Annotated in this window: 22 protein-coding genes; 16 read left to right on the top strand and 6 right to left on the bottom strand. The window is 67.1% G+C overall.

Features of this window, described 5'->3' with window-relative positions:
- Positions 1-44: 44 nt before the first annotated feature.
- The 13 genes from lptA to O0J15_RS09175 all read left to right on the top strand — a co-directional run bounded on the left by lptA (position 45) and on the right by O0J15_RS09175 (position 11,145).
- A complete protein-coding gene (gene lptA / locus O0J15_RS09235; protein WP_019659448.1) occupies positions 45-596 on the top strand; it encodes a lipopolysaccharide transport periplasmic protein LptA in 552 nt (183 codons plus the stop codon).
- Positions 596-1,315: an LPS export ABC transporter ATP-binding protein gene (lptB, locus tag O0J15_RS09230; protein WP_019659449.1), complete on the top strand. Its 720-nt coding sequence runs from the start codon at positions 596-598 to the stop codon at positions 1,313-1,315. The genes lptA and lptB overlap by 1 nt, the downstream gene beginning before the upstream one ends.
- 39 nt (positions 1,316-1,354) lie before the next feature.
- Positions 1,355-2,770, top strand: coding sequence for an RNA polymerase factor sigma-54 (locus O0J15_RS09225; protein ID WP_308305526.1), 1,416 nt, complete (start codon positions 1,355-1,357; stop codon positions 2,768-2,770).
- Positions 2,771-2,828: 58 nt separating this feature from the next.
- Complete coding sequence (gene raiA / locus O0J15_RS09220; RefSeq protein ID WP_004147311.1) at positions 2,829-3,146, top strand: ribosome-associated translation inhibitor RaiA; 318 nt, start codon at positions 2,829-2,831, stop codon at positions 3,144-3,146.
- Positions 3,147-3,167: 21 nt separating this feature from the next.
- Positions 3,168-3,620, top strand: a complete 453-nt coding sequence (locus O0J15_RS09215) for a PTS sugar transporter subunit IIA (protein ID WP_019659451.1) — start codon at positions 3,168-3,170, stop codon at positions 3,618-3,620.
- Positions 3,617-4,567, top strand: coding sequence for an HPr(Ser) kinase/phosphatase (gene hprK, locus O0J15_RS09210; RefSeq protein ID WP_019659452.1), 951 nt, complete (start codon positions 3,617-3,619; stop codon positions 4,565-4,567). Before O0J15_RS09215 ends, hprK begins: the two co-directional genes overlap by 4 nt.
- Before the next feature lie 27 nt (positions 4,568-4,594).
- Complete coding sequence (gene rapZ, locus O0J15_RS09205; RefSeq protein WP_308305525.1) at positions 4,595-5,479, top strand: RNase adapter RapZ; 885 nt, start codon at positions 4,595-4,597, stop codon at positions 5,477-5,479.
- 489 nt (positions 5,480-5,968) lie between these two features.
- On the top strand, positions 5,969-6,361 hold the full coding sequence (locus O0J15_RS09200; RefSeq protein ID WP_111103436.1) for a PTS sugar transporter subunit IIA: 393 nt from the start codon (positions 5,969-5,971) through the stop codon (positions 6,359-6,361).
- Positions 6,354-6,623, top strand: coding sequence for an HPr family phosphocarrier protein (locus O0J15_RS09195; protein ID WP_005408385.1), 270 nt, complete (start codon positions 6,354-6,356; stop codon positions 6,621-6,623). Before O0J15_RS09200 ends, O0J15_RS09195 begins: the two co-directional genes overlap by 8 nt.
- Positions 6,624-6,625: 2 nt before the next feature.
- Entirely contained in the window at positions 6,626-8,395 is a 1,770-nt protein-coding gene (gene ptsP, locus O0J15_RS09190; protein WP_019659455.1) for a phosphoenolpyruvate--protein phosphotransferase, read from the top strand.
- Between the two features lie 194 nt (positions 8,396-8,589).
- The gene (mgtE, locus tag O0J15_RS09185; protein ID WP_019659456.1) at positions 8,590-9,951 is read left to right on the top strand and encodes a magnesium transporter; all 1,362 of its coding nucleotides are present in this window, start codon (positions 8,590-8,592) and stop codon (positions 9,949-9,951) included.
- A 59-nt stretch (positions 9,952-10,010) separates the two neighbouring features.
- Positions 10,011-10,277, top strand: coding sequence for a hypothetical protein (locus O0J15_RS09180; RefSeq protein WP_019659457.1), 267 nt, complete (start codon positions 10,011-10,013; stop codon positions 10,275-10,277).
- 70 nt (positions 10,278-10,347) lie between these two features.
- Positions 10,348-11,145: a prolyl oligopeptidase family serine peptidase gene (locus tag O0J15_RS09175; protein WP_308305524.1), complete on the top strand. Its 798-nt coding sequence runs from the start codon at positions 10,348-10,350 to the stop codon at positions 11,143-11,145.
- Between the two features lie 153 nt (positions 11,146-11,298).
- On the opposite strand, the gene O0J15_RS09170 is transcribed toward O0J15_RS09175, so the two are convergent.
- The 4 genes from O0J15_RS09170 to O0J15_RS09155 all read right to left on the bottom strand — a co-directional run bounded on the left by O0J15_RS09170 (position 11,299) and on the right by O0J15_RS09155 (position 14,057).
- Positions 11,299-11,790: a transposase gene (locus tag O0J15_RS09170; RefSeq protein ID WP_308305523.1), complete on the bottom strand. Its 492-nt coding sequence runs from the start codon at positions 11,788-11,790 to the stop codon at positions 11,299-11,301.
- Positions 11,791-12,036: 246 nt separating this feature from the next.
- Positions 12,037-12,987: an aspartate carbamoyltransferase catalytic subunit gene (locus O0J15_RS09165; RefSeq protein ID WP_308305522.1), complete on the bottom strand. Its 951-nt coding sequence runs from the start codon at positions 12,985-12,987 to the stop codon at positions 12,037-12,039.
- A 16-nt stretch (positions 12,988-13,003) separates the two neighbouring features.
- Positions 13,004-13,498 carry a Holliday junction resolvase RuvX gene (gene ruvX, locus O0J15_RS09160; RefSeq protein ID WP_005408378.1) on the bottom strand — a complete coding sequence of 165 codons (495 nt, stop codon included), beginning with the start codon at positions 13,496-13,498 and terminating at the stop codon, positions 13,004-13,006.
- On the bottom strand, positions 13,491-14,057 hold the full coding sequence (locus tag O0J15_RS09155) for a YqgE/AlgH family protein (RefSeq protein WP_058979385.1): 567 nt from the start codon (positions 14,055-14,057) through the stop codon (positions 13,491-13,493). Before O0J15_RS09155 ends, ruvX begins: the two co-directional genes overlap by 8 nt.
- Positions 14,058-14,148: 91 nt before the next feature.
- Between O0J15_RS09155 and O0J15_RS09150 the strand changes: the two genes are divergently transcribed.
- Positions 14,149-15,960 carry a DUF4153 domain-containing protein gene (locus O0J15_RS09150; protein WP_308305521.1) on the top strand — a complete coding sequence of 604 codons (1,812 nt, stop codon included), beginning with the start codon at positions 14,149-14,151 and terminating at the stop codon, positions 15,958-15,960.
- Positions 15,957-16,502, top strand: a complete 546-nt coding sequence (locus O0J15_RS09145; protein ID WP_308305520.1) for a DNA-3-methyladenine glycosylase I — start codon at positions 15,957-15,959, stop codon at positions 16,500-16,502. Before O0J15_RS09150 ends, O0J15_RS09145 begins: the two co-directional genes overlap by 4 nt.
- Positions 16,503-16,545: 43 nt before the next feature.
- Here O0J15_RS09145 and O0J15_RS09140 read toward each other — a convergent pair whose 3' ends face one another.
- Positions 16,546-17,253 carry a YitT family protein gene (locus tag O0J15_RS09140; protein WP_014036228.1) on the bottom strand — a complete coding sequence of 236 codons (708 nt, stop codon included), beginning with the start codon at positions 17,251-17,253 and terminating at the stop codon, positions 16,546-16,548.
- Positions 17,254-17,364: 111 nt separating this feature from the next.
- Positions 17,365-17,577, bottom strand: a complete 213-nt coding sequence (locus O0J15_RS09135; RefSeq protein WP_019659465.1) for a DUF4287 domain-containing protein — start codon at positions 17,575-17,577, stop codon at positions 17,365-17,367.
- Between the two features lie 484 nt (positions 17,578-18,061).
- Here O0J15_RS09135 and O0J15_RS09130 point away from each other — a divergent pair, with 484 nt between their 5' ends.
- Complete coding sequence (locus O0J15_RS09130) at positions 18,062-18,958, top strand: LysR family transcriptional regulator (protein WP_308305519.1); 897 nt, start codon at positions 18,062-18,064, stop codon at positions 18,956-18,958.
- Positions 18,959-18,963: the final 5 nt, after the last annotated feature.

Below are 18,963 nucleotides of genomic sequence, written 5' to 3'. Positions count from 1 at the left end.
CCCCCGGCCCGCCCGGGAGGCCCCCACCGGTAGAACGGACCCCGATGAAGATTTCCTTTGCCGCCGTACTCGCGCTCGGTCTTCTTGTCCCCAGCGCCGCCTTCGCCAAGTCCACCGACCGCAACGAAGACATGCACATCGATTCCGGCGCCCAGTCCGGCACGCTCACCGGCGACGGCAAGACCGTGCTGTCGCAGGGCGTGATCATCACCCAGGGCACGCTGGACCTGCGCTCGTCCGAGGCCGAGATCTACCTCAAGGATGGCGAAGCCGTGCGCGCGGTGTTCACTGGCAAGCAGGCCAAGATGAAGCAGCAGCTCGATGACGGCACCTGGATGGATGCCGTTGCCGACCGCATCGACTACGACATCAAGACCGAGATCATCACCCTGACCGGCAACTACAAGGTCACCAGCGCGCGCGGCACCAATGCCGGCCAGCGCATGGTCTACAACACCCGCACCGGCGAAATGAACTCCGGTGGTGACGGCAGCCGTGTGCGCACCGTCATCCCGCCGAAGAACAAGACCCCGGCCGCGCCTGCGGCACAGCCCAAGGCCACCACGCCGGCGCAGCCGGCCGGGAGCAGGAAGTAATGCTCGTCGCCAAGGGCCTGCGCAAGAAGTACAAGCAGCGCGAAGTCGTCAAGGATTTCGGGCTGACCCTCGACGCCGGCGAAGTGGTCGGCCTGCTGGGCCCCAACGGTGCCGGCAAGACCACCTGCTTCTACATGATCGTCGGCCTGGTTGCGGCTGACGCTGGCAGCATCGTGCTCGACGGCAAGGACATCACCGGCGACCCGATGTATACCCGCGCCAAGCAGGGCGTGGGCTATCTGCCGCAGGAACCGTCGGTGTTCCGCAAGCTGACCGTGGCCGACAACATCCGCCTGGTGCTGGAGCTGCGCGAAGACCTGGATGCGGCCGGCCGCGAGCGCGAATTGAACAGCCTGCTCGACGAACTGCAGCTGGGCCATGTTGCCGACCAGCTTGGCGCCAGCCTGTCCGGTGGCGAACGCCGCCGCTGCGAGATCGCCCGCGCCCTGGCAGCGCAGCCGCGCCTGATCCTGCTTGACGAGCCGTTCGCCGGTGTCGATCCGATTTCGGTCGGCGAGATCCAGCGCATCGTCACCCATCTCAAGCAGCGTGGCATCGGCGTGCTGATCACCGACCACAACGTGCGCGAGACCTTGGGTATCTGCGACCGCGCGTATATCCTCGCCGAGGGCAGCGTGCTGGCCCAGGGTTCGCCGGAAGCGATCCTGGACAACGCCGATGTACGCCGCGTCTACCTCGGGGATTCCTTCAAGCTGTGAAGCAGTCGCCGGGTCCCTTTCCTTCCTTTCGGCACAGGCATGAAGACTCGGCTGCAGACATCGTTGGGACAGCAACTGGTGCTTACGCCCCAGTTGCAGCAGGCGATCAAGCTGCTGCAGATGTCCACCACCGAGCTGGAGCTGGAAATCGCGCAGGCGGTGGAAAGCAATCCGCTGCTGGACTGGGCCGACAGCAGTGACAGCAGCAGTCCTGCCGGCGAAGGCGACGACAACGATGCGCCCGCAGAACGCGCCGATGCCGGCGACGACTGGGCGCCGGCGGAACTGGACTGGAACGCGTCCGGCAGCGGCGGCAGCTTCGACGATGACGACGACAATGGCAGCGCCGCCGAGCGCGTAGCCGAAACCGAAACGCTGGCCGACCATCTGCTGTGGCAGCTGCATCTGTCGCATCTGTCCCCACGTGATCGCAGCATCGGTGCCGCGCTCATCGATGCACTGGACGATGACGGTTATCTGCGCGAACCGCTGGGCACCATCGCCGACACCCTGTTGCCGGCGATCCACGCCGGTGAGGACGAGATCCTCGCCGTGCTGCATCGCATCCAGCGCTTCGATCCGGTGGGTGTGGCTGCACGCACGCTGGGCGAATGCCTGCTGCTGCAGCTGGATGTGCTGCCCGGCGAAACGCCCGGGCTGGCGCTGGCGCGACAGATTGCCGCAGGCCCGCTGGAACGGCTGCCACGCAGTGGCGTCGCCGGGCTTGCTCATGAGTTGAAGCAGCCGATGGACGAGGTCGAGACTGCCGTCGCGCTGCTGCGCTCGCTGGACCCGCGCCCGGGCACGCAGATCGCACCGCTGTCGCAGGACACTTACGTGGTGCCGGACGTGGTGGTATGGCGGCAGAACGGCGTGTGGCGCGCTGCACTGGCCGCCCATGCCGGGCCGAAGGTGGTGATCCACCGCGGCTACGAACAGCTTATCCGGCGTTGCGGCGATGCCGATGCCGGCTACCTGCGTGCCCAGCTGCAGGAAGCACGCTGGCTGCTGAAAGGCCTGCAGCAGCGCGGCGAAACCCTGTTGCGCGTCGTGCGCAGCCTGATCCTGCAGCAGGCCGGCTTCCTTGAATTCGGCGAGCAGGCGCTGCGCCCACTGACCCTGCGCGAGATTGCCACCGAACTGGGCCTGCACGAATCCACGGTGTCGCGTGCGATCGCCCGCAAGCACGTGCGCACCCCTCGCGGCACCCTGCCACTGCGGGCCTTCTTCGCCTCCGGCATCGATACCGACGGCGGCGGCGAGGCGTCCAGCACCGCCATCCAGGCGATGATCCGGCGCCTGATCGACGATGAGAATCCGCGCAAGCCGCTTTCTGACGCCAAGCTGGCTGACCTGCTCAAATCGTCGGGAATCCCAGTAGCGCGGCGCACCGTGGCGAAGTATCGTGAAGCCATGAACATTTCCGCCTCGCACGAAAGGGTCAGAATCGCTTGACGCGCCGCCGCGCCCGGCGGAGAGGTTCATTGGCACATCCGAACACAGGAGAAACCCGATGCGCATCGAAACGTTTGGCAAAGATGTCGAAGTCACCCCGGCCCTGCAGTCCTATGTGGAGGAAAAGCTGGCCCGGATCGGAAAGCACTTCGACCAGCACTGCGAAGCGCGGGTGACCCTCAAGCTGCAGAAGACCGAACACCATGTCGACGCCAGCCTCAACATCCCGGGCCAGACCCTGCACGCGGAGGCCAATGCCCAGACCATGTATGCCGCGATCGACCTGCTTGCGGACAAGCTTGACCGCCTGGTGATCAAGCACAAGGAGAAAAAACAGCAGCACGCGCCGCTGCCGGTGGGCGACAATGGTGGCTGATCGCCACCGTTCCCCGCAGACATGCCCCTGACTGACCTCCTGGCGGCCGTGCAGACCCAGCTCTGCACGGCCACCGACCGTGACAGCGTCCTGCAGGCCGCCGCCGGGTTGCTGGCCTGCCGCCAGGCCAATGCCGAACAGATCTATCTGAACCTGTGCCAGCGCGAAGCCCTGGGCAGCACCGCGATCGGCCATGGCATCGCCATCCCCCACGGCCGCGCGCCGACCCTGGACCGCCCCCGTGGCGCCCTGCTGCGATTGGCCGCCCCGGTCGATTTCGGCGGCGACGAACCGGTGGACCTGGTGTTCGCCATGGCCGTCCCCGCCCACTACACCCACCAGCACCTGATGCTGTTGTCCGAGCTGGCCGAACTGTTTTCCGCGCCGGACATCCGCCAGGCCCTGCGCGAAGCGGGCGATGCCCGGGCGCTGCGCGAGGCGCTGGACATGACCCCTCCTGCGAGTGCCGCATGAATACCAGCATCACCGCCCGTGAACTGTTCGAACAGCAGCGCGAGCGGCTGGGGTTGCGCTGGGCCGCCGGCAAGTCCGGTGAGAAGCGCGAGCTGGAGGCCGGCAATACCGTCTCGCGGCGTCCCTCGCTGGCCGGCTACCTCAACGCGATCTATCCCAACAAGGTGCAGATCCTGGGCACCGAGGAACTGTCCTGGCTGGATGCACTGGAACCACGCCAGCGCTGGGAGACCATCGAAAAGATCATGCAGTCGCACCCGCTGGCGCTGGTGCTGACCCGCAACCAGCCCTGCCCGGAAGACCTCCGCGCCGCTGCTGACGAATCCGGCACGCCGCTGTGGCTCTCGCCCAAGCGCGGCCACGAACTGCTCAACCACCTGTCCTACCATCTGGCGCGTACGCTGGCGCCGCGGGTGATCCTGCACGGCGTGTTCATGGAGATCTATTCCATCGGCGTGCTGATCACCGGCGAGGCCGGATCGGGCAAGAGCGAGCTGGCGCTGGAGCTGCTCACCCGCGGCCATCGCCTGGTCGCCGACGATGCCCCCGAGTTCACCCAGATCGCCCCGGACGTACTCGACGGCACCTGCCCCGAACTGCTGCAGGACCTGCTGGAAGTGCGCGGCCTGGGCGTGCTCAACGTGCGCGAGATGTTCGGCGACACGGCTGTAAAGAAGAACAAGTACCTTCGGCTGATCGTCCACCTGACCAAGCCGATGACCGAACCCACCCCACATGGCTACGAACGCCTGACCGGCGATTCGGGCACCCGCCATGTGCTGGACCTGGACGTTCCGCTGATCACCCTGCCGGTGATGCCCGGCCGCAACCTGGCCGTACTGACCGAAGCCGCGACCCGCCTGCACATCCTGCGCACCAAGGGCATCGACCCGGCGGCTATGTTCATCGCCCGCCACAGCAACCTGCTGGAACGGCGAACACCCTGATTTCCCTGCCCCTCGAAGAGCCTGTCCATGAGCACCGTCACCCCCTCCGCCCCGACCCTGATCATCGTCAGCGGCCTGTCCGGCTCGGGTAAATCCGTCGCCCTGAAGACCTTCGAGGACCAGGACTACTACTGCTCGGACAACCTGCCGATCAATCTGCTGCCCGACTTCGTGCGCAGCCTGCTGGCCAACCATGACGGCAGCGCGCCGCGCCGCCTGGCCGTGGGCATCGACGTTCGCGGACAGGCCGATCTGAGCCAGCTGGGTAACTGGCGGCAGCTGGCCACTGACGCCGGCGTGGAAGTGAAGGTACTGTTCTTCGAGGCCAGCGATGAGGCTGTGCTCAAGCGCTACGCCGACACCCGGCGCCGTCATCCGCTGAGCCAGCTGGGCCTGTCGCTGCCCGAAGCGATCGCACGCGAACGTGAATTGACGGCACCGCTGCGCCGCGAGGCCGATGCGGTGATCGATACCAGCAACCTCAACGTGCATCAGCTGCGGCGGCGGATCATCACCGAGTTCACGCTGGACCATGCCACCGGACTGTCCCTGCTGTTCGAGTCGTTCGCGTACAAGCGCGGCGTGCCGGCCGAGGCGGACTTCGTATTCGATGCGCGGGTGCTGCCCAATCCACACTGGGACCCCGATCTGCGTGCGCTGAGCGGCCGCGAACCGGGCGTGCGCGACTATCTGGAAGCACAGCCGGACGTGCAGCTTTACCTGGCCCAGCTGATGGATTTCCTCGATACGTGGCTGCCGAAACTGGGGGATGGCACCCGCAGCTACGTGACGGTGGCGTTCGGCTGCACCGGCGGCAAGCACCGCTCGGTGTTCCTGGCCGAGCGCCTGGCCCGGCATGCCCGCGAGATGGGCTGGGAAGATGTGGCCACGTATCACCGCGAACAGGATTGAGAGAGTCGGCCGGGCTGCGCCCGGCACCCGCCGGTAGTGCCGGCCGCTGGCCAGCAACAGCAACAGCAGAAGCGGCATTCCGTGGGATGGCGGGGCGGTGTGGATCTGCAGCACACGCCGTAAACCCCGCTCCGCGGTCCGGCCCAGCCGCTGGCGGCTGGGCGTTCGGGCGCTTGCGAAGCAGTGCTTCGCAAGCAAAGCGCCCTCACCCTTGGGGGCTCGATGGCGCCATCCATGGCGCCAACGGTCCTGCCTGCCCACACCGCCCCGCCTCTGACAGATTCCGTGTGCTGTTGGTGGGTGTCGACCCTGGTCGACACGATGGATCCACGCGTGCGTGGATGAATCGCTGTCAGGCATCGAAAAACGGATGGGGTCGGATCTCTTTCTCAACGGAAAGGCTCCCCTTGCGAGCAACGCTGAATACGGGACACAGTGCCCCTCATCTGCTGCTATCGCCAATTCACCTTGACCTGTTAACGTGCAGTAATGACCTGTGGCATTCTCCTCGTAACACATCCGGGGGTCGGGCCCGCCCTGCTTGAGGTGGCGACCCGGCTCCTGCGGCAATTGCCGCTGAAAACCGAAGCTTTCGAAGTACCGTTCGACGCAGACTTGGACGCCCTGCTCCCGCTCGCCTCGGCCGCCCTGCGGCGGGTCGATGCAGGGGATGGCGTGCTGATCCTGACCGACCTGTACGGCGCCAGCCCCGCCAACCTAGCCGGGCAGCTGGCCCGGTTGGGGACCCCGGTTCGCCGGGTATCGGCGCTGAGCCTGCCGATGTTGCTGCGGGTGATGAATTATCCGGAACAGGGACTGGATCTACTGCCCGCCACAGCCGCGGCGGGCACCCGTAATGGAGCGATAGTCGACGATGCTTGAACGAGAACTCACCGTGAGCAACCGCCTGGGCCTGCACGCCCGGGCCACCGCCAAGCTGGTGCAGACCCTGGCGCCGTTCCGCTGCAACGTGACCATGGCCGCCAAGGGCCGTGAGATCAACGCCAAGAGCATCATGGGCGTGATGCTGCTGGCCGCCGGCCAGGGCACTCCGGTCACGGTGCGCATCAACGGCGAGGACGAAGCCGCCGCGATGGAAGCGGTGGTCGGTCTGTTCGAGCGCCGCTTCGACGAGGACAGCTGAGCGTGCCGCGCGCGCGCGCCGGCCAGGTTCCTTCCGGCCAGCGGCCGGTCCAGCTGCTGGCTGGGCACGGTGCTGCCCGTGGCGCGGCGATGGGCCGCGCACGGGTACGCCTGCCGCATGCGCTGGAGGTGGCCGAGCAACGCATCGGCGCCCACCAGGTCGAGGCCGAGCTGGCCCGCCTGCATCGTGCGGTGGATGCCGCGCGCACGGAAATGCACGAACTGCGCCAGCGCCTGCATGGCGCATTGAACCAGGAAGTGGGCGAGTTCCTGGACCTGCACGCGCTGCTGCTGGACGATCCCGAGCTGTTGTTCGGGCTGGACGAGCTGATCCGCAGCGGTCCCTACAGTGCCGGCTACGCGTTGCGCCTGCAGCGTGACCGCCTGGCCAAGGTCTTCGATGGCATGGACGATGCCTACCTGAAGAGCCGCATGGACGACCTGGACCATGTCATCGGCCGCATCCACGCGTTCCTGCAGCCTGAACGCGCGCCGGTGATGAAGGGCCTGGCCGGCGAGATCCTGGTCTGCGACAACATCGCCCCGTCCGAACTGGCCCAGCTGCAGGCCCAGGGCGTGGTTGGCATCGTCACCGCCGCCGGCAGCGCGCTGTCGCACAGCGCGATCCTGGCGCGCAGCCTGCATCTGCCGTTGATCGTGAACGTTCCGCAGCTGCTCAGCCGCATCGCCGATGGCGACGTGCTGATCATCGATGGCGCCGACGGCAGCATCACCGCCAACCCGCAGGCCGACAACCTGCGTGACTATCGCGCGCGCCTGAAGGAGCATGCGCGCGAGCAGCGCGAGCTCGGCCGCCTGCGCAGCAAGCCCAGCCGCACCCGCGACCAGGTCGACATCGCCCTGCTGGCCAATGCCGAATCGCTGGAAGACGTCACCCAGGCGCACGCGCTGGGCGCGCAGGGACTGGGCCTGTACCGCACCGAGTTCCTGTTCCTGCAGCGCAACGAGCTGCCGGATGAAGAAGAACAGTTCCAGACCTACCGGGATGCCGCGTTGGGCATGAGCGGGCGACCGGTCACCATCCGCACGCTCGATCTGGGCGCGGACAAGGCCGACCGCACCGGCCTGACCCTCAGCAATGAAGAGAACCCCGCCCTGGGTCTGCGCGGCGTACGCCTGTCGCTGGCACGCCCGAAGGTGGCCGATACCCAGCTGCGCGCGATCCTGCGCGCCTCCGCCTACGGCAAGCTGCGCGTGCTGGTGCCGATGGTCAGCACCCGCGAGGAGCTGCTGGCGGTGCGCCGGCGCATGCTCAAGCTGACCGAACAGCTGCGCGGCGAGGGCCACATGGTGTCCGACCACGTGCCGCTGGGCGCGATGATCGAAGTTCCTGCGGCAGCACTGGCGCTGGAGAGCTTCATCGACCTGGTCGATTTCCTGTCGATCGGCACCAATGACCTGGTGCAGTACCTGCTGGCCGCCGACCGCAACAACGAGGCACTGGGCGAACTGTATTCGCCACTGCATCCGGCCGTGCTGCGACTGCTGCAGATGGTGATCGAGACCGGCGCGCGTCACCGCATCCCGGTGGCGGTCTGCGGCGAGATGGCCGGCGACGCACGGATGACCCCGCTGCTGCTGGCGCTGGGCCTGACCGAGTTCAGCCTGCACCCCGGCACGCTGCTGGAAGTGCGCCGTGCGATCCGCGATGCCGATCTGGCCGCATTGCGCGCGCGCGCGCCGAAGCTGCTGGCCGCACGCGACCGCCGCGCGATCGAGCGCTGGCTGGCGCTGGTGGCCGAAACGGCCTGACTGCCGAGGGTGGTGCTGGTCGCTGGCCGGCAATCTCGTGGACTTCGATGGGGACGATTGCGGGCCAGCGGCCGGCGCAACCACCGCCCCTCGGCTATGCGTTGAAACATCCCCTTGCGATAATGACGCGCTGAACACCCCTGTTGCCGCATCCTTGCCGGGATCGCGGCTTTTCTTATCCCGCGGGAGCTGCGATGGCTGAAGCCGTACGCCACGACAAGACTGCGCGCCAACTGCGGATGCTGTCCGACGCACTGGACAGCGGTCGGCTGGGCCCGGTGCGTCGCCTGGTCAACACCCTGGCCCCGGCCGAGATCGGCAACCTGCTTGAATCGCTGCCGCCGGGCAAGCGCGAGGTGGTGTGGGGCCTGGTCGATCCGGAAGATGACGGCGAGGTGCTGGTCCACGTCGGCGACGACGTGCGCGAGAGCCTGCTCGCGGACATGGACCCGGACGAAATCATCGCCGCGGTCGAAGACCTGGACATCGACGACCTGGCCGACCTGGTCGAAGACCTGCCCGATACGGTCATCGACGAAGTCCTCAAGTCGATGGACCGCGAGAACCGTGAGCGCCTGGAACAGGTGCTGTCCTATCCCGAGGACAGTGCCGGCCGCCTGATGAACCCGGACGTGGTGACCGTGCGCGCCGACGTCAACGTGGACGTGGTGCTGCGCTACCTGCGCCTGCGCGGCGAACTGCCGGACCACACCGACCACCTGTTCGTGGTCAGCCGGCGCCATCAGTACCTTGGCCGGGTGTCGCTGGCGGCACTGGTGACCCACGAGGACACCACCCCGATCAACCGCCTGATCGACGACGAGCAGCCGGCCATCGACGTCGGCGAGAGCGACCAGGAAGTCGCGCGGCAGTTCTCCGACCATGACTGGATCTCCGCACCGGTGGTGGACGAGAACAACATCCTCGTTGGTCGCATCACCATCGATGACGTGGTCGACATCATCCGTGGCCAGGCCGAGCACCAGGCGCTGGGCGCCGCCGGCCTGGACGAGGACGAGGATCTGTTCAGCCCGGTCTGGCGCGCCATGCGCCGCCGCCTGATGTGGCTGTCGATCAACCTGTGCACGGCCTTCCTGGCCTCTAGCGTGGTCGGTCACTTCGAGGGCACCATCGACAAGCTGGTGGCGCTGGCGGTGCTGATGCCGATCGTGGCCGGCCTCGGTGGCAACGCCGGCACCCAGGTGCTGGCGCTGATGGTGCGCGGCCTGGCGCTGGGCCAGGTGGGCGCCTCCAACGCGCGCACCCTGCTGTGGAAGGAAGTGCGTGTTGCGCTGCTGAACGGCGTGATGCTCGGCTCGGTGCTGGGCCTGATCGTATTGGCCTGGTTCCATTCACCCGGGCTGTCTGCGGTGATTGCCATCGCACTGACCTGCAACCTGCTGTTCGCAGCGCTGGCCGGCGTGCTGGTGCCGCTCACACTGAAACGCTTCGGCTTCGATCCAGCGCTGGCCAGCGGTATCTTCCTGACCGCAGTGACCGACTCGATGGGCTTCTTCACTTTCCTTGGCCTGGCCACGCTGGTGCTGCTGCACTGACCGCATCGAGGATCGGCCCCCGCCACACGGGTCGTTGACTCCACCCAACCGGAACACCCATGGCAACAACGATCGAAAACTATTTCCAGCCCGGCTGGCGCGACCAGCAGCACACCTGCCCGGCCTGCGAGTGGAAGGGCAGCTCGCGCGCCATGGAGATGGAACTGGACGAGGACGCCACCGAGTATGACTGCCCGGTCTGCGAGAACCCGCTGCTGGTGGTCCTGCACCCGGATATGGCGCAGGTGCAGGCTGCGGCGGCGGCAGGCAATGCCGAAGCGCAGGAACAACTGGACATCATTGCCAGCTTCCCGCGCCCGCAGTGACGCGGCGCACGATGCCGCGCTGGCGACAGCGGACTACGATGCAGGCGATCTCGCCACTTCGGGAAACCCCATGGTCCGTTTGCTGTCGCGCTGGCTGCCACTGCTGGCCCTTCTGTTGATGAGCGGCTGCACGTCGCTGCCGGATGGCGCGCGGGGTCGCTTCGAAGCCCGCGCCGTGAAGGTGGATGGCGAGACGGCCTACTACCAGGTATTCATTCCGGCCGCATCGGCGCGTACACCGGGCTCACTGCCGGTCGTGCTGTTCCTGCACGGTTCGGGCGAGCGCGGCGCCGATGGCGTGAAGCAGACCCACGCGGGGCTGGGACCGTACCTGCGCGAGCAGGCCGCCGATTTCCCTGCGTTGGCCGTATTTCCGCAGGCGCCGGGACGCGGGGAATGGAGCGGGCGCAACAACCGTGTGGCCTTGGCCGCGCTGGATGCAGCGATCGCCGAGTTCGGTGCCGATCCGGCGCGGCAATACCTGACCGGCATGTCGATGGGTGGCTACGGCAGCTGGAATATCGCCTTGGACAACCCGCAGCGATTTGCTGCGATCGTGCCGGTGTGCGGCGCGGTGCTGGCCCCGCGCGCGGTACGTCCGACCCTGTTCGTCGAACAGGTGGCCGGTGAAACCGACCCGTATGCGGCCATTGCCCAGCGCCTGCGGCAGACGCCGATCTGGATCTTCCATGGCGCGCTGGATGACGTGGTGCCGCCGGATGACGACCGCCGGCTGCACGCCGCATTCCAGAACGCCAACGCGCGTGACGTGCGCTACACCGAATACCCGGAAGGCAACCACAATGCCTGGGACGCCACCTACGCCGACCCGGCGATGTGGGAATGGATGTTCGCGCAGAAGCGCTGAGCCATAGCTTCTGCTGGGAAACATCTGTGGGTGGATGCCAACCATTGGTCGGCTTGGGTATTGGTGGATGCCAACCGTTGGTCGGCTTGGGTATTGGTGGGTGCCGACCGTTGGTCGGCTTGGGTATTGGTGGGTGCCGACCGTTGGTCGGCACTATCTCTCCGCTTCGGGGTAATCCATTGCTTGGTACCTCCCATCGATCTCCCATCGGCACCAGGCATACGGATACTCTCCCACGCAGCTCGCCAAGTTCGCCCTGACCGGGTTGGCGACGATGTACATCGCATGGCGAAACAGTGATTCTTCAGAACGCATGGCGTGATCGTGATAGCTCGATTGCCAAAATGGTCCTGTCTTACCCAGCATGCGGTTGATCCGCAATGCACTGCTCGATTTGAAGCGTTGCATGATGTAGTCCAGCGAGAACGCACGGATCTCCACAAGCCAATGGATGTGGTCCGGCATGACCACATAGGCAAGTGAGTGCGTCAGGCCATCATCATCAATGCGACGGAGCACATCCATCACCTCCTGTGCCGCAGTGGCATCATCGAAGTAGCGTCGACGTTCCTGGGTGACGGTGGTCAGGATGTAGGATTGCCCGATCCGGGAATGACGGCCAAGGCGTAGGCGTGCGCGGTTCATGGGCCCAAGCGTGCGCCTGCCGGTATCCCTCTTCTATCGGGCAACCACGTCAGTACAGGTGGGCCCGGAACCATTCAATGGCCAGGCCCGCACTTCACCGCACTGATGGTTCAGTGCCGACCAACGGTCGGCACCCACCGGGTCGGATAAGGACAGATCAACCGTGCCGACCAACGATCGGCCCCCACCGGGTCGGATGAGGACAGATCAACCGCGCCGACCAACGGTCGGCACCCACCAAAGTGGTCAGCCCAGCAGGGTTTCCAGCACGGCCATGCGCACGGCGACGCCGTTGGCGACCTGGCGCAGCACCCACGATTGCGGGCCATCGGCCACGTCGTCGGTCACTTCCACGCCGCGGTTGATCGGCCCCGGGTGCAGTACCGCAGCGTCCTTGCCGGCACGCGCCAGGCGCTCGCGGGTCAGGCCGTACTGCGCGTGGTACTGCTCCAGCGACGGCACCAGGCCTTCTTCCATGCGCTCGCGCTGCAGGCGCAGCATCATCAGCGCGTCGACGCCTTCCAGCATCGCGTCGAAATCATCGCCGACCACGCAACCCCTCAGGGTCTCGTCGTCCGGCAGCAGCGACTGCGGGCCGCACACGCGGATCTCGCCCACCCCCAGCGTGCGCAGCGCATGCAGGTCGGTGCGCGCCACGCGCGAGTGCTTCACGTCGCCGACGATCACCACCTTCAGCTTCGAGAAATCCGGGCCCTTGGCCTGGCGCAGGGTCAGCATGTCCAGCAGGCCCTGGGTTGGGTGCGCGCTGCGGCCGTCGCCGGCGTTGATCAGTGCGGTGCCCTCGCCCGCCGCCTCGGCCAGCGCGGCCACGGCGCCGTCATCGGGGTGACGCACCACGAAGCCGCGCACGCCCATTGCTTCCAGGTTGCGCAACGTGTCGCAGGCCGTTTCGCCCTTGCGCGTGGACGAGGTCGACGCGTCGAAGTTCAGCACATCGGCGCCCAGGCGCTGCGCGGCCAGCTGGAACGAGCTGCGGGTGCGCGTGGACGGTTCGAAGAACAGCGTGCATACCGCAGAACCGGCCAGCACGTGGCGCTTGTTGCCGACACGGCCGACTGCGGCGTCACGGATCTGCCCTGCCCGGTCCAGCAACTGCAGCAGTGTTCCGCGCGGCAGGCCCTCCAGGGTCAGCAGGTGGCGCAGGCGTCCGGAGGCATCGATTTGCTGGGCAGTCATGGCGGGAGTCGTGCAGTCAGGGAATGGGGGTGGCGTCGTCGGGGGACGACAGCCAGCGGTCGATGATCACCGCCGCGGCCACAGCATCGAGGGCGGCCGCATCACGGCGACGCTTGCGCCCTTCGGCGCGCTCGACGGCGAAACGGCGGGCAGCCTCGACCGAGCTGGAACGCTCGTCGATCATCACCACCGGCAGCTTGAAGCGCTCCCGCAGCTGGCGGGCAAAGCCCTGCGCACGCTTGCGGTTGGGCTGGTCCTGGCCGTCCAGGGTCAGCGGGTCGCCGACCACCAGGCCGTCGGGCTTCCATTCCTTGAGCAGGCGTTCGATCGCGGTCCAGTCCGGGCCGTTGCCGTGCACATCGACCACCGCCACCGCGCGCGCATGCGCGGCAAAGGCACTGCCGATGGCCACGCCGATCCGCCGCGAGCCGACATCAAAACCCAGGACCGTGCCGTCACGACGGATGGCCGGGGCAGCAGAATCCGGTGCGGGCGTGATGGGCTCAGACATGGCCGCTGTAGTCAGTCAGCCGGAACAGGTCGACGCCGATACGCGAAGCCGCACCCTGCCAGCGCTGCTCCAGCGGCAGCTGGAACACCAGCTCGGCATCGGCCGGCACGGTCAGCCAGCTGTTCTCGGACAGCTCGCTTTCCAGCTGCCCTGCGCCCCAACCGGCACAGCCGAGGGTGACCACCGCATTGGCCGGGCCTTCGCCGCGCGCCATCGCTTCGAGGATGTCGCGCGAGGTGGTCAGGTACAGGCCGTCGCCCACGGTCAGGCTGGAATCCCACGCCCGCGCGTCGTCATGGATGACGAAACCGCGCTCCGGATGCACCGGGCCGCCGTTAAGCACCATGCGCGCCTGCAGCTCGCCATCACCGGTGGTGATGTCCATCTGCGCAAGCACTTCACCCAGCGTGTATTCGGAAGGCTGGTTGACCAGTACGCCCATCGCCCCGTTCTCGTCGTGCTGGCAGATCAGCGCGACGCTGCGGGCAAAGGTCGCGTCGAGCAGCGACGGCAGCGCGACGAGCAGGTGATCGGCAAGGGAGGTCGGCATTACAGGCATGGGCCCATTCTACCTGCTGGGGGCGGGATGGTCGCGCGATGGCGCCGAACCGCGATGGGCTAGGATGGTGCTTTGCCACGGAAGGTCATCGATGCAGTCTTCATCGCCCCTGACCCTGCCGGCACGCAGCGCCATCGTCCTGATCGCCCTGCTGCAGGGTCTGATGCTGTATGCCGCGCAGGAATTGTCCGATGCGTGGCCGTTCCGCGATATCGGCTGGCGCTACTGCTGGTACGCCTGGGTGCTGGCCATTCCCAGCGCGGTGGCGCTGAGCCTGGTCGAGCTGGGCCAACGCCGCCTGTGGCTGCAGGCGGCGCTCGGCTCGGTGGTGGTGCTGGCACTGGCCGCCTGGATCGGCTGGAACCTCAATGGCGAGGCCGCACTGGAATCGGGCGCGTTGCAGCTTCCGTTGACCCTGGGCATGGCCGTGGCGGTGTTCGTGGCCCTGCCATGGTGGCAGTTCCAGCTGCAGCACGGTCAGTGGCGCGCCAGCTACCCCGAGCTGTTCGAGCGCGCCTGGCAGAACGGCTTGACCCTGGCCCTGGCGGCGCTGTTCACCGGGCTGACCTGGCTGCTGCTGTGGCTGTGGGCGGCGCTGTTCCAGCTGCTGGAGGTCACCTTCTTCCGCGATCTGTTCCGCCAGGATGCTTTCATCGCACTGGCCACCGGCAGCCTGGCCGGGTTTGGCGTGCTGATCGGGCGCACCCAGCATCGGGCGATCCAGATCACCCGCCAGGTGCTGTTCGCGATCTGCCGCGGGCTGCTGCCGCTGCTGTCGTTCATCGCCGTGTTGTTCGTGCTGAGCCTGCCGCTTGCCGGGCTGGAACCACTGTGGAAGACCCGTTCGGCCGCCAGCCTGCTGGTGGTGGTGTCACTGCTGCTGGTGACGTTCACCAATGCGGTCTACCAGCAGGGGGAAGACTCCCCGCCGTACCCTCTCGTGCTGCGCCGTCTGGTCGAGGCCAGCCTGCTGGCGCTGCCGGTCTACGCCGCGCTGGCGCTGTATGCGCTGGGCCTGCGCGTGGTGCAGTACGGGTGGACAGTGGACCGGTTCTGGGCACTGCTGATCGCGCTGGCCGTGGCCGGCTATGCCCTGGGCTATGCGCTGGCGGTACTGCGTCGCCAGGGCCGCTGGCTGCAGGCGCTGGAACCGGTCAACCGCTGGATGTGCTGGGTGGTGCTCGCACTGGCCCTGCTGGGCAACTCGCCCCTGCTGGACCCGGTGCGGCTGACCCTGTCCAGCCAGCTGGAGCGCCTGCGCGCGGACCCGCCGGCGATCACCAGCAGTGACGTCAACGTGCTGCGCTTCGATCTTGGCCGCCGTGGCGTGCAGGCGCTGCGCGAGTTGCAGCGTGATCCGGCCATCATCGCCGATGCCAACGCGCCACAGGTGGTCGCGGCAGCACTGGCGCGTACCTTCCGCTGGGACGACGGCCACCGCCTCGACAAGGGGCCGCAGGACGTCGCCGCCCTGCGGCGCGCGCTGAAGCTGGCCGCCGGATCCAGCTCGCCACCGGACGACTGGTGGAAAGCTCTGGCCACCCGATCGATCAATGGCGAATCCTGCGCACAGAGCGAGCGCGACTGCCTGGTCGTGCATCGCGACCTGGACGGTGATGGTACCGGCGAAGTGCTGCTGTGCGAGCTGTACACCCACCGTGGACCGGACTGCGTGCTGTACGCACGTGGCAGCGATTCCCAGTGGCGCCGGGCCGGTGCGCTGTTCGGCACCGTCAGCGGCCCGGCCGAGGCGATCAACCAGGCCCTGCGTAACGGCAAACTCACGCTCGTGCCACCGCGCTGGCCGATGCTGTCCATCGGCGGGCACCCTGCAGTGGCCATCGATCCCGAACCCGAATCCGAATCCGAATCCGAATCCGAATCCAACGAGCCTTCCCCATGAGCGGTTACTGCCTGATTGCCCCCGGCCATCCGGTGCACGACTACTACCACGCCAACGAGTACGGCTTCCCGCAGCGGGACGAGCGTGAACTGTTCGAGCGATTGGTACTGGAAATCAACCAGGCCGGTTTGAGCTGGGAAACGATCCTGAAGAAGCGCGAGGGCTTCCGCGCAGCCTATGACGGCTTCGATGTGGACCGCGTGGCGGCCTACGCCGAGCAGGACATTGCGCGCCTGCTGTCGGACGCGGGCATCATCCGCAACCGGCTGAAGGTGATGGCGGCGATCCACAACGCGCAGGTGATCCAGCAGTTGCGGGCCAGCCATGGCAGCTTCGCGGCGTGGCTGGATGCGCACCACCCGCGCAGCAAGGCCGACTGGGTGAAGCTGTTCAAGAAGACGTTCCGCTTCACCGGCGGCGAGATCACCGGCGAATTCCTGATGAGCCTGGGCTACCTGCCCGGTGCGCACGCCGAGGATTGCCCGGTGCACGCGCGGCTGTTGACGCTGTCGCCGCCGTGGCTGCAGGCCGCCGTACGTTGAAGGACGGCCGCCGGGCATGGCCCGGCGAACGCGAAGAGCGCGATCACACGCCCATGTAGCGGCCAGGGCGGTGGTTGAACATCAGCACAAGGCTGAGCACCACCGCGCCGATGGCCGAATACAGCACCTTCGACGGCGACAGCACGAAGAACGCGGCCACCATCAGGCAGGCGTCGTAGGACATCTGCACCTTGCCCGCGCTCCAGCCACGGGTGCGCTGCAGGTACACCGCCAGGATGCCGATGCCGCCGAGGCTGGCACGATGGCGGATGAAGAACAGGATGCCCAGGCCAGACAACGCGCCACCGACGATCGCCGAATACAGCGGGTTGATGTGCGAGAAGTCGATCCAGCGCGGCAGCAGGTCGGTCAACACGCCACAGGCGGTGACCGCAGCGAAGGTCTTCAGGGTGAATTCCCAACCCATGCGCCGCAGCGCCACCCAGTAGAACGGCAGGTTGACCAGCACGAACACCAGGCCGAAGTTCCAGCCCATCGCGTAGTGCAGCAGGAACGCCATGCCCGCCATGCCGCCGATCATCAGCCCGCCCTTGGCGAAGATGGCCAGGCCCAGCGAGGCCACCATCGTGGCCAGCACCATGCCTTGCACGTCCTCGGCGATCGAGTGGCGCAGCGCTTTTTCGTCGGCGGTGGTGCCGGCGCTGTCGGGCGGCGGGGTCAGCGGACCGGCGGTGACCAGGTGGCCGTCAGCGTCGTCGCACGGCGCGGGGCCATGGGAAGGAAGGGACATGCGGGTGGGGGAACAGCAGGTGGGGAGCGGTATTAGACACGATCCGCATGACAGTTGCAGATGAAATCGTTCAGCTGAATGCGCCCCGCCCTGCCCCGGGCCCGCCGCTGCTCAGCCCTTGCCGGCCAGATGGTGCGCCACCAGCGCGTTGGCATGGCCATGGCCCAGCCCATGCTCACTTTTCAGGAAGCTGACCAGTTCCATGTGTTTCAGGCCCTTCTTCCCTGCCAGCAGCCCGAGCCAGTGGGCGACCGGTTGCCCATAGGTCTTCTCGATGGAGGGGAAGTACGAGGCCGGGCCCTTGGGCTTGGTGTCAGTGCTCATGTGCAGCTCCCGTTGAAGTCATTCATTCGACGAACCACAGACGCAGAAATCGACATACCCACACGTCCGACCCAGTGCCGACCAACGGTCGGCACCCACCAAAGCAGAATGCCGTTCCAACAGCTCGCGGGAAATTGTCGAAGGCGGGGTGGCTCAGGTTGCGGGGGCGTGAGCGCCATGGGCCCGAGGCATGCCTCGGACGGGTTGGGCAGGACGCCCAACCCCGCTCTTGCCGTGTGCGCAGGACAGCGCACACGAGCAAGCGCGACCGAGGCTACATGGGTGAGGGCGCTTTGCTTGCGAAGCACTGCTTCGCAAGCGCCCGAACGCACAGCCGCCAGCGGCTGGGCCGGGCCCCGGAGGGGGACTTGCGCCGTCCCCCGCAACCTGAGCCACCCCGCCTCCCACGGGAAGCCAGCTTTTGACGTTGCCGTTGACGTTGATTCGGCAGCTGCCGGGCGCAGCCCGGCCGTATCATCCCCTCATGCCCCGCGAAAATCTCAACGACCTGCAGGCCTTTGTCCACGTTGCCCGCGAGGGCAGCTTCACCAAGGCTGCCGCCCAGCTGGGCGTGTCCCAGTCCGCGCTCAGCCATGCCATGCGCGGACTGGAGCAGCGCCTGGGCGTGCGCCTGCTGACCCGCACCACCCGCAGCGTGTCCACCACCGAAGCCGGCGCCCGCCTGCTGGAAACGCTGGCCCCGCGCCTGGCCGAGATCGAGGATGGGCTGGCCGCGCTGGCCGAGTACCGTGAACGCCCGGCCGGCACCATCCGCATCAATGCCACCGGCCACGCCGCCGAGTACATCGCCTGGCCCAGGCTGGCGCCGCTGCTGCAGCAGTATCCGGACTTGAAGGTGGAACTGGCGGCCGACTACGGGTTGGCCGACATCGTGGCCGAGCGCTACGACATCGGCATCCGCCTGGGCGAGCGGCTGGCGCGCGACATGATCGCCGTACCGATCAGCCCGCCGCTGCGCATGCGCGTGGTCGGGGCGCCCAGCTACTTCCGCCAGCACGTGGTGCCGCGGCATCCGGACGAGCTGGCCGGGCACAACTGCGTGACCCTGCGCCTGCCTACGCATGGTGGGCTGATGTCGTGGGATTTCGGCCAGGACGGCAATGAACTGAGCGTGCGCGTGAGCGGCCAGTGGACGTTCAACACCATGGGCATGACCCGCACCGCTGCGCTGGCCGGCAGCGGATTGGCCTGGCTGCCGCAAGACCAGGTGCAGCCGATGCTGGACGATGGACGGCTGCAATCAGTGCTGGACGACTGGTGCCCGCACTTCGATGGTTACTACGCGTATTACCCTTCGCGCCGCCACGTGACCGTGGCGATGCGGACGGTGCTTGATGCGCTGCGTGGGCCGATGGGGTGAGGATC

Origin of the sequence: Stenotrophomonas sp. Sm10 (genome assembly GCF_030985515.1) — a bacterium.
In the GTDB taxonomy this organism is placed as follows: domain Bacteria; phylum Pseudomonadota; class Gammaproteobacteria; order Xanthomonadales; family Xanthomonadaceae; genus Stenotrophomonas; species Stenotrophomonas hibiscicola.
The sequence above is the reverse complement of the archived record's forward strand: the minus strand, read 5'-3'. Positions and strand labels throughout refer to the sequence as shown.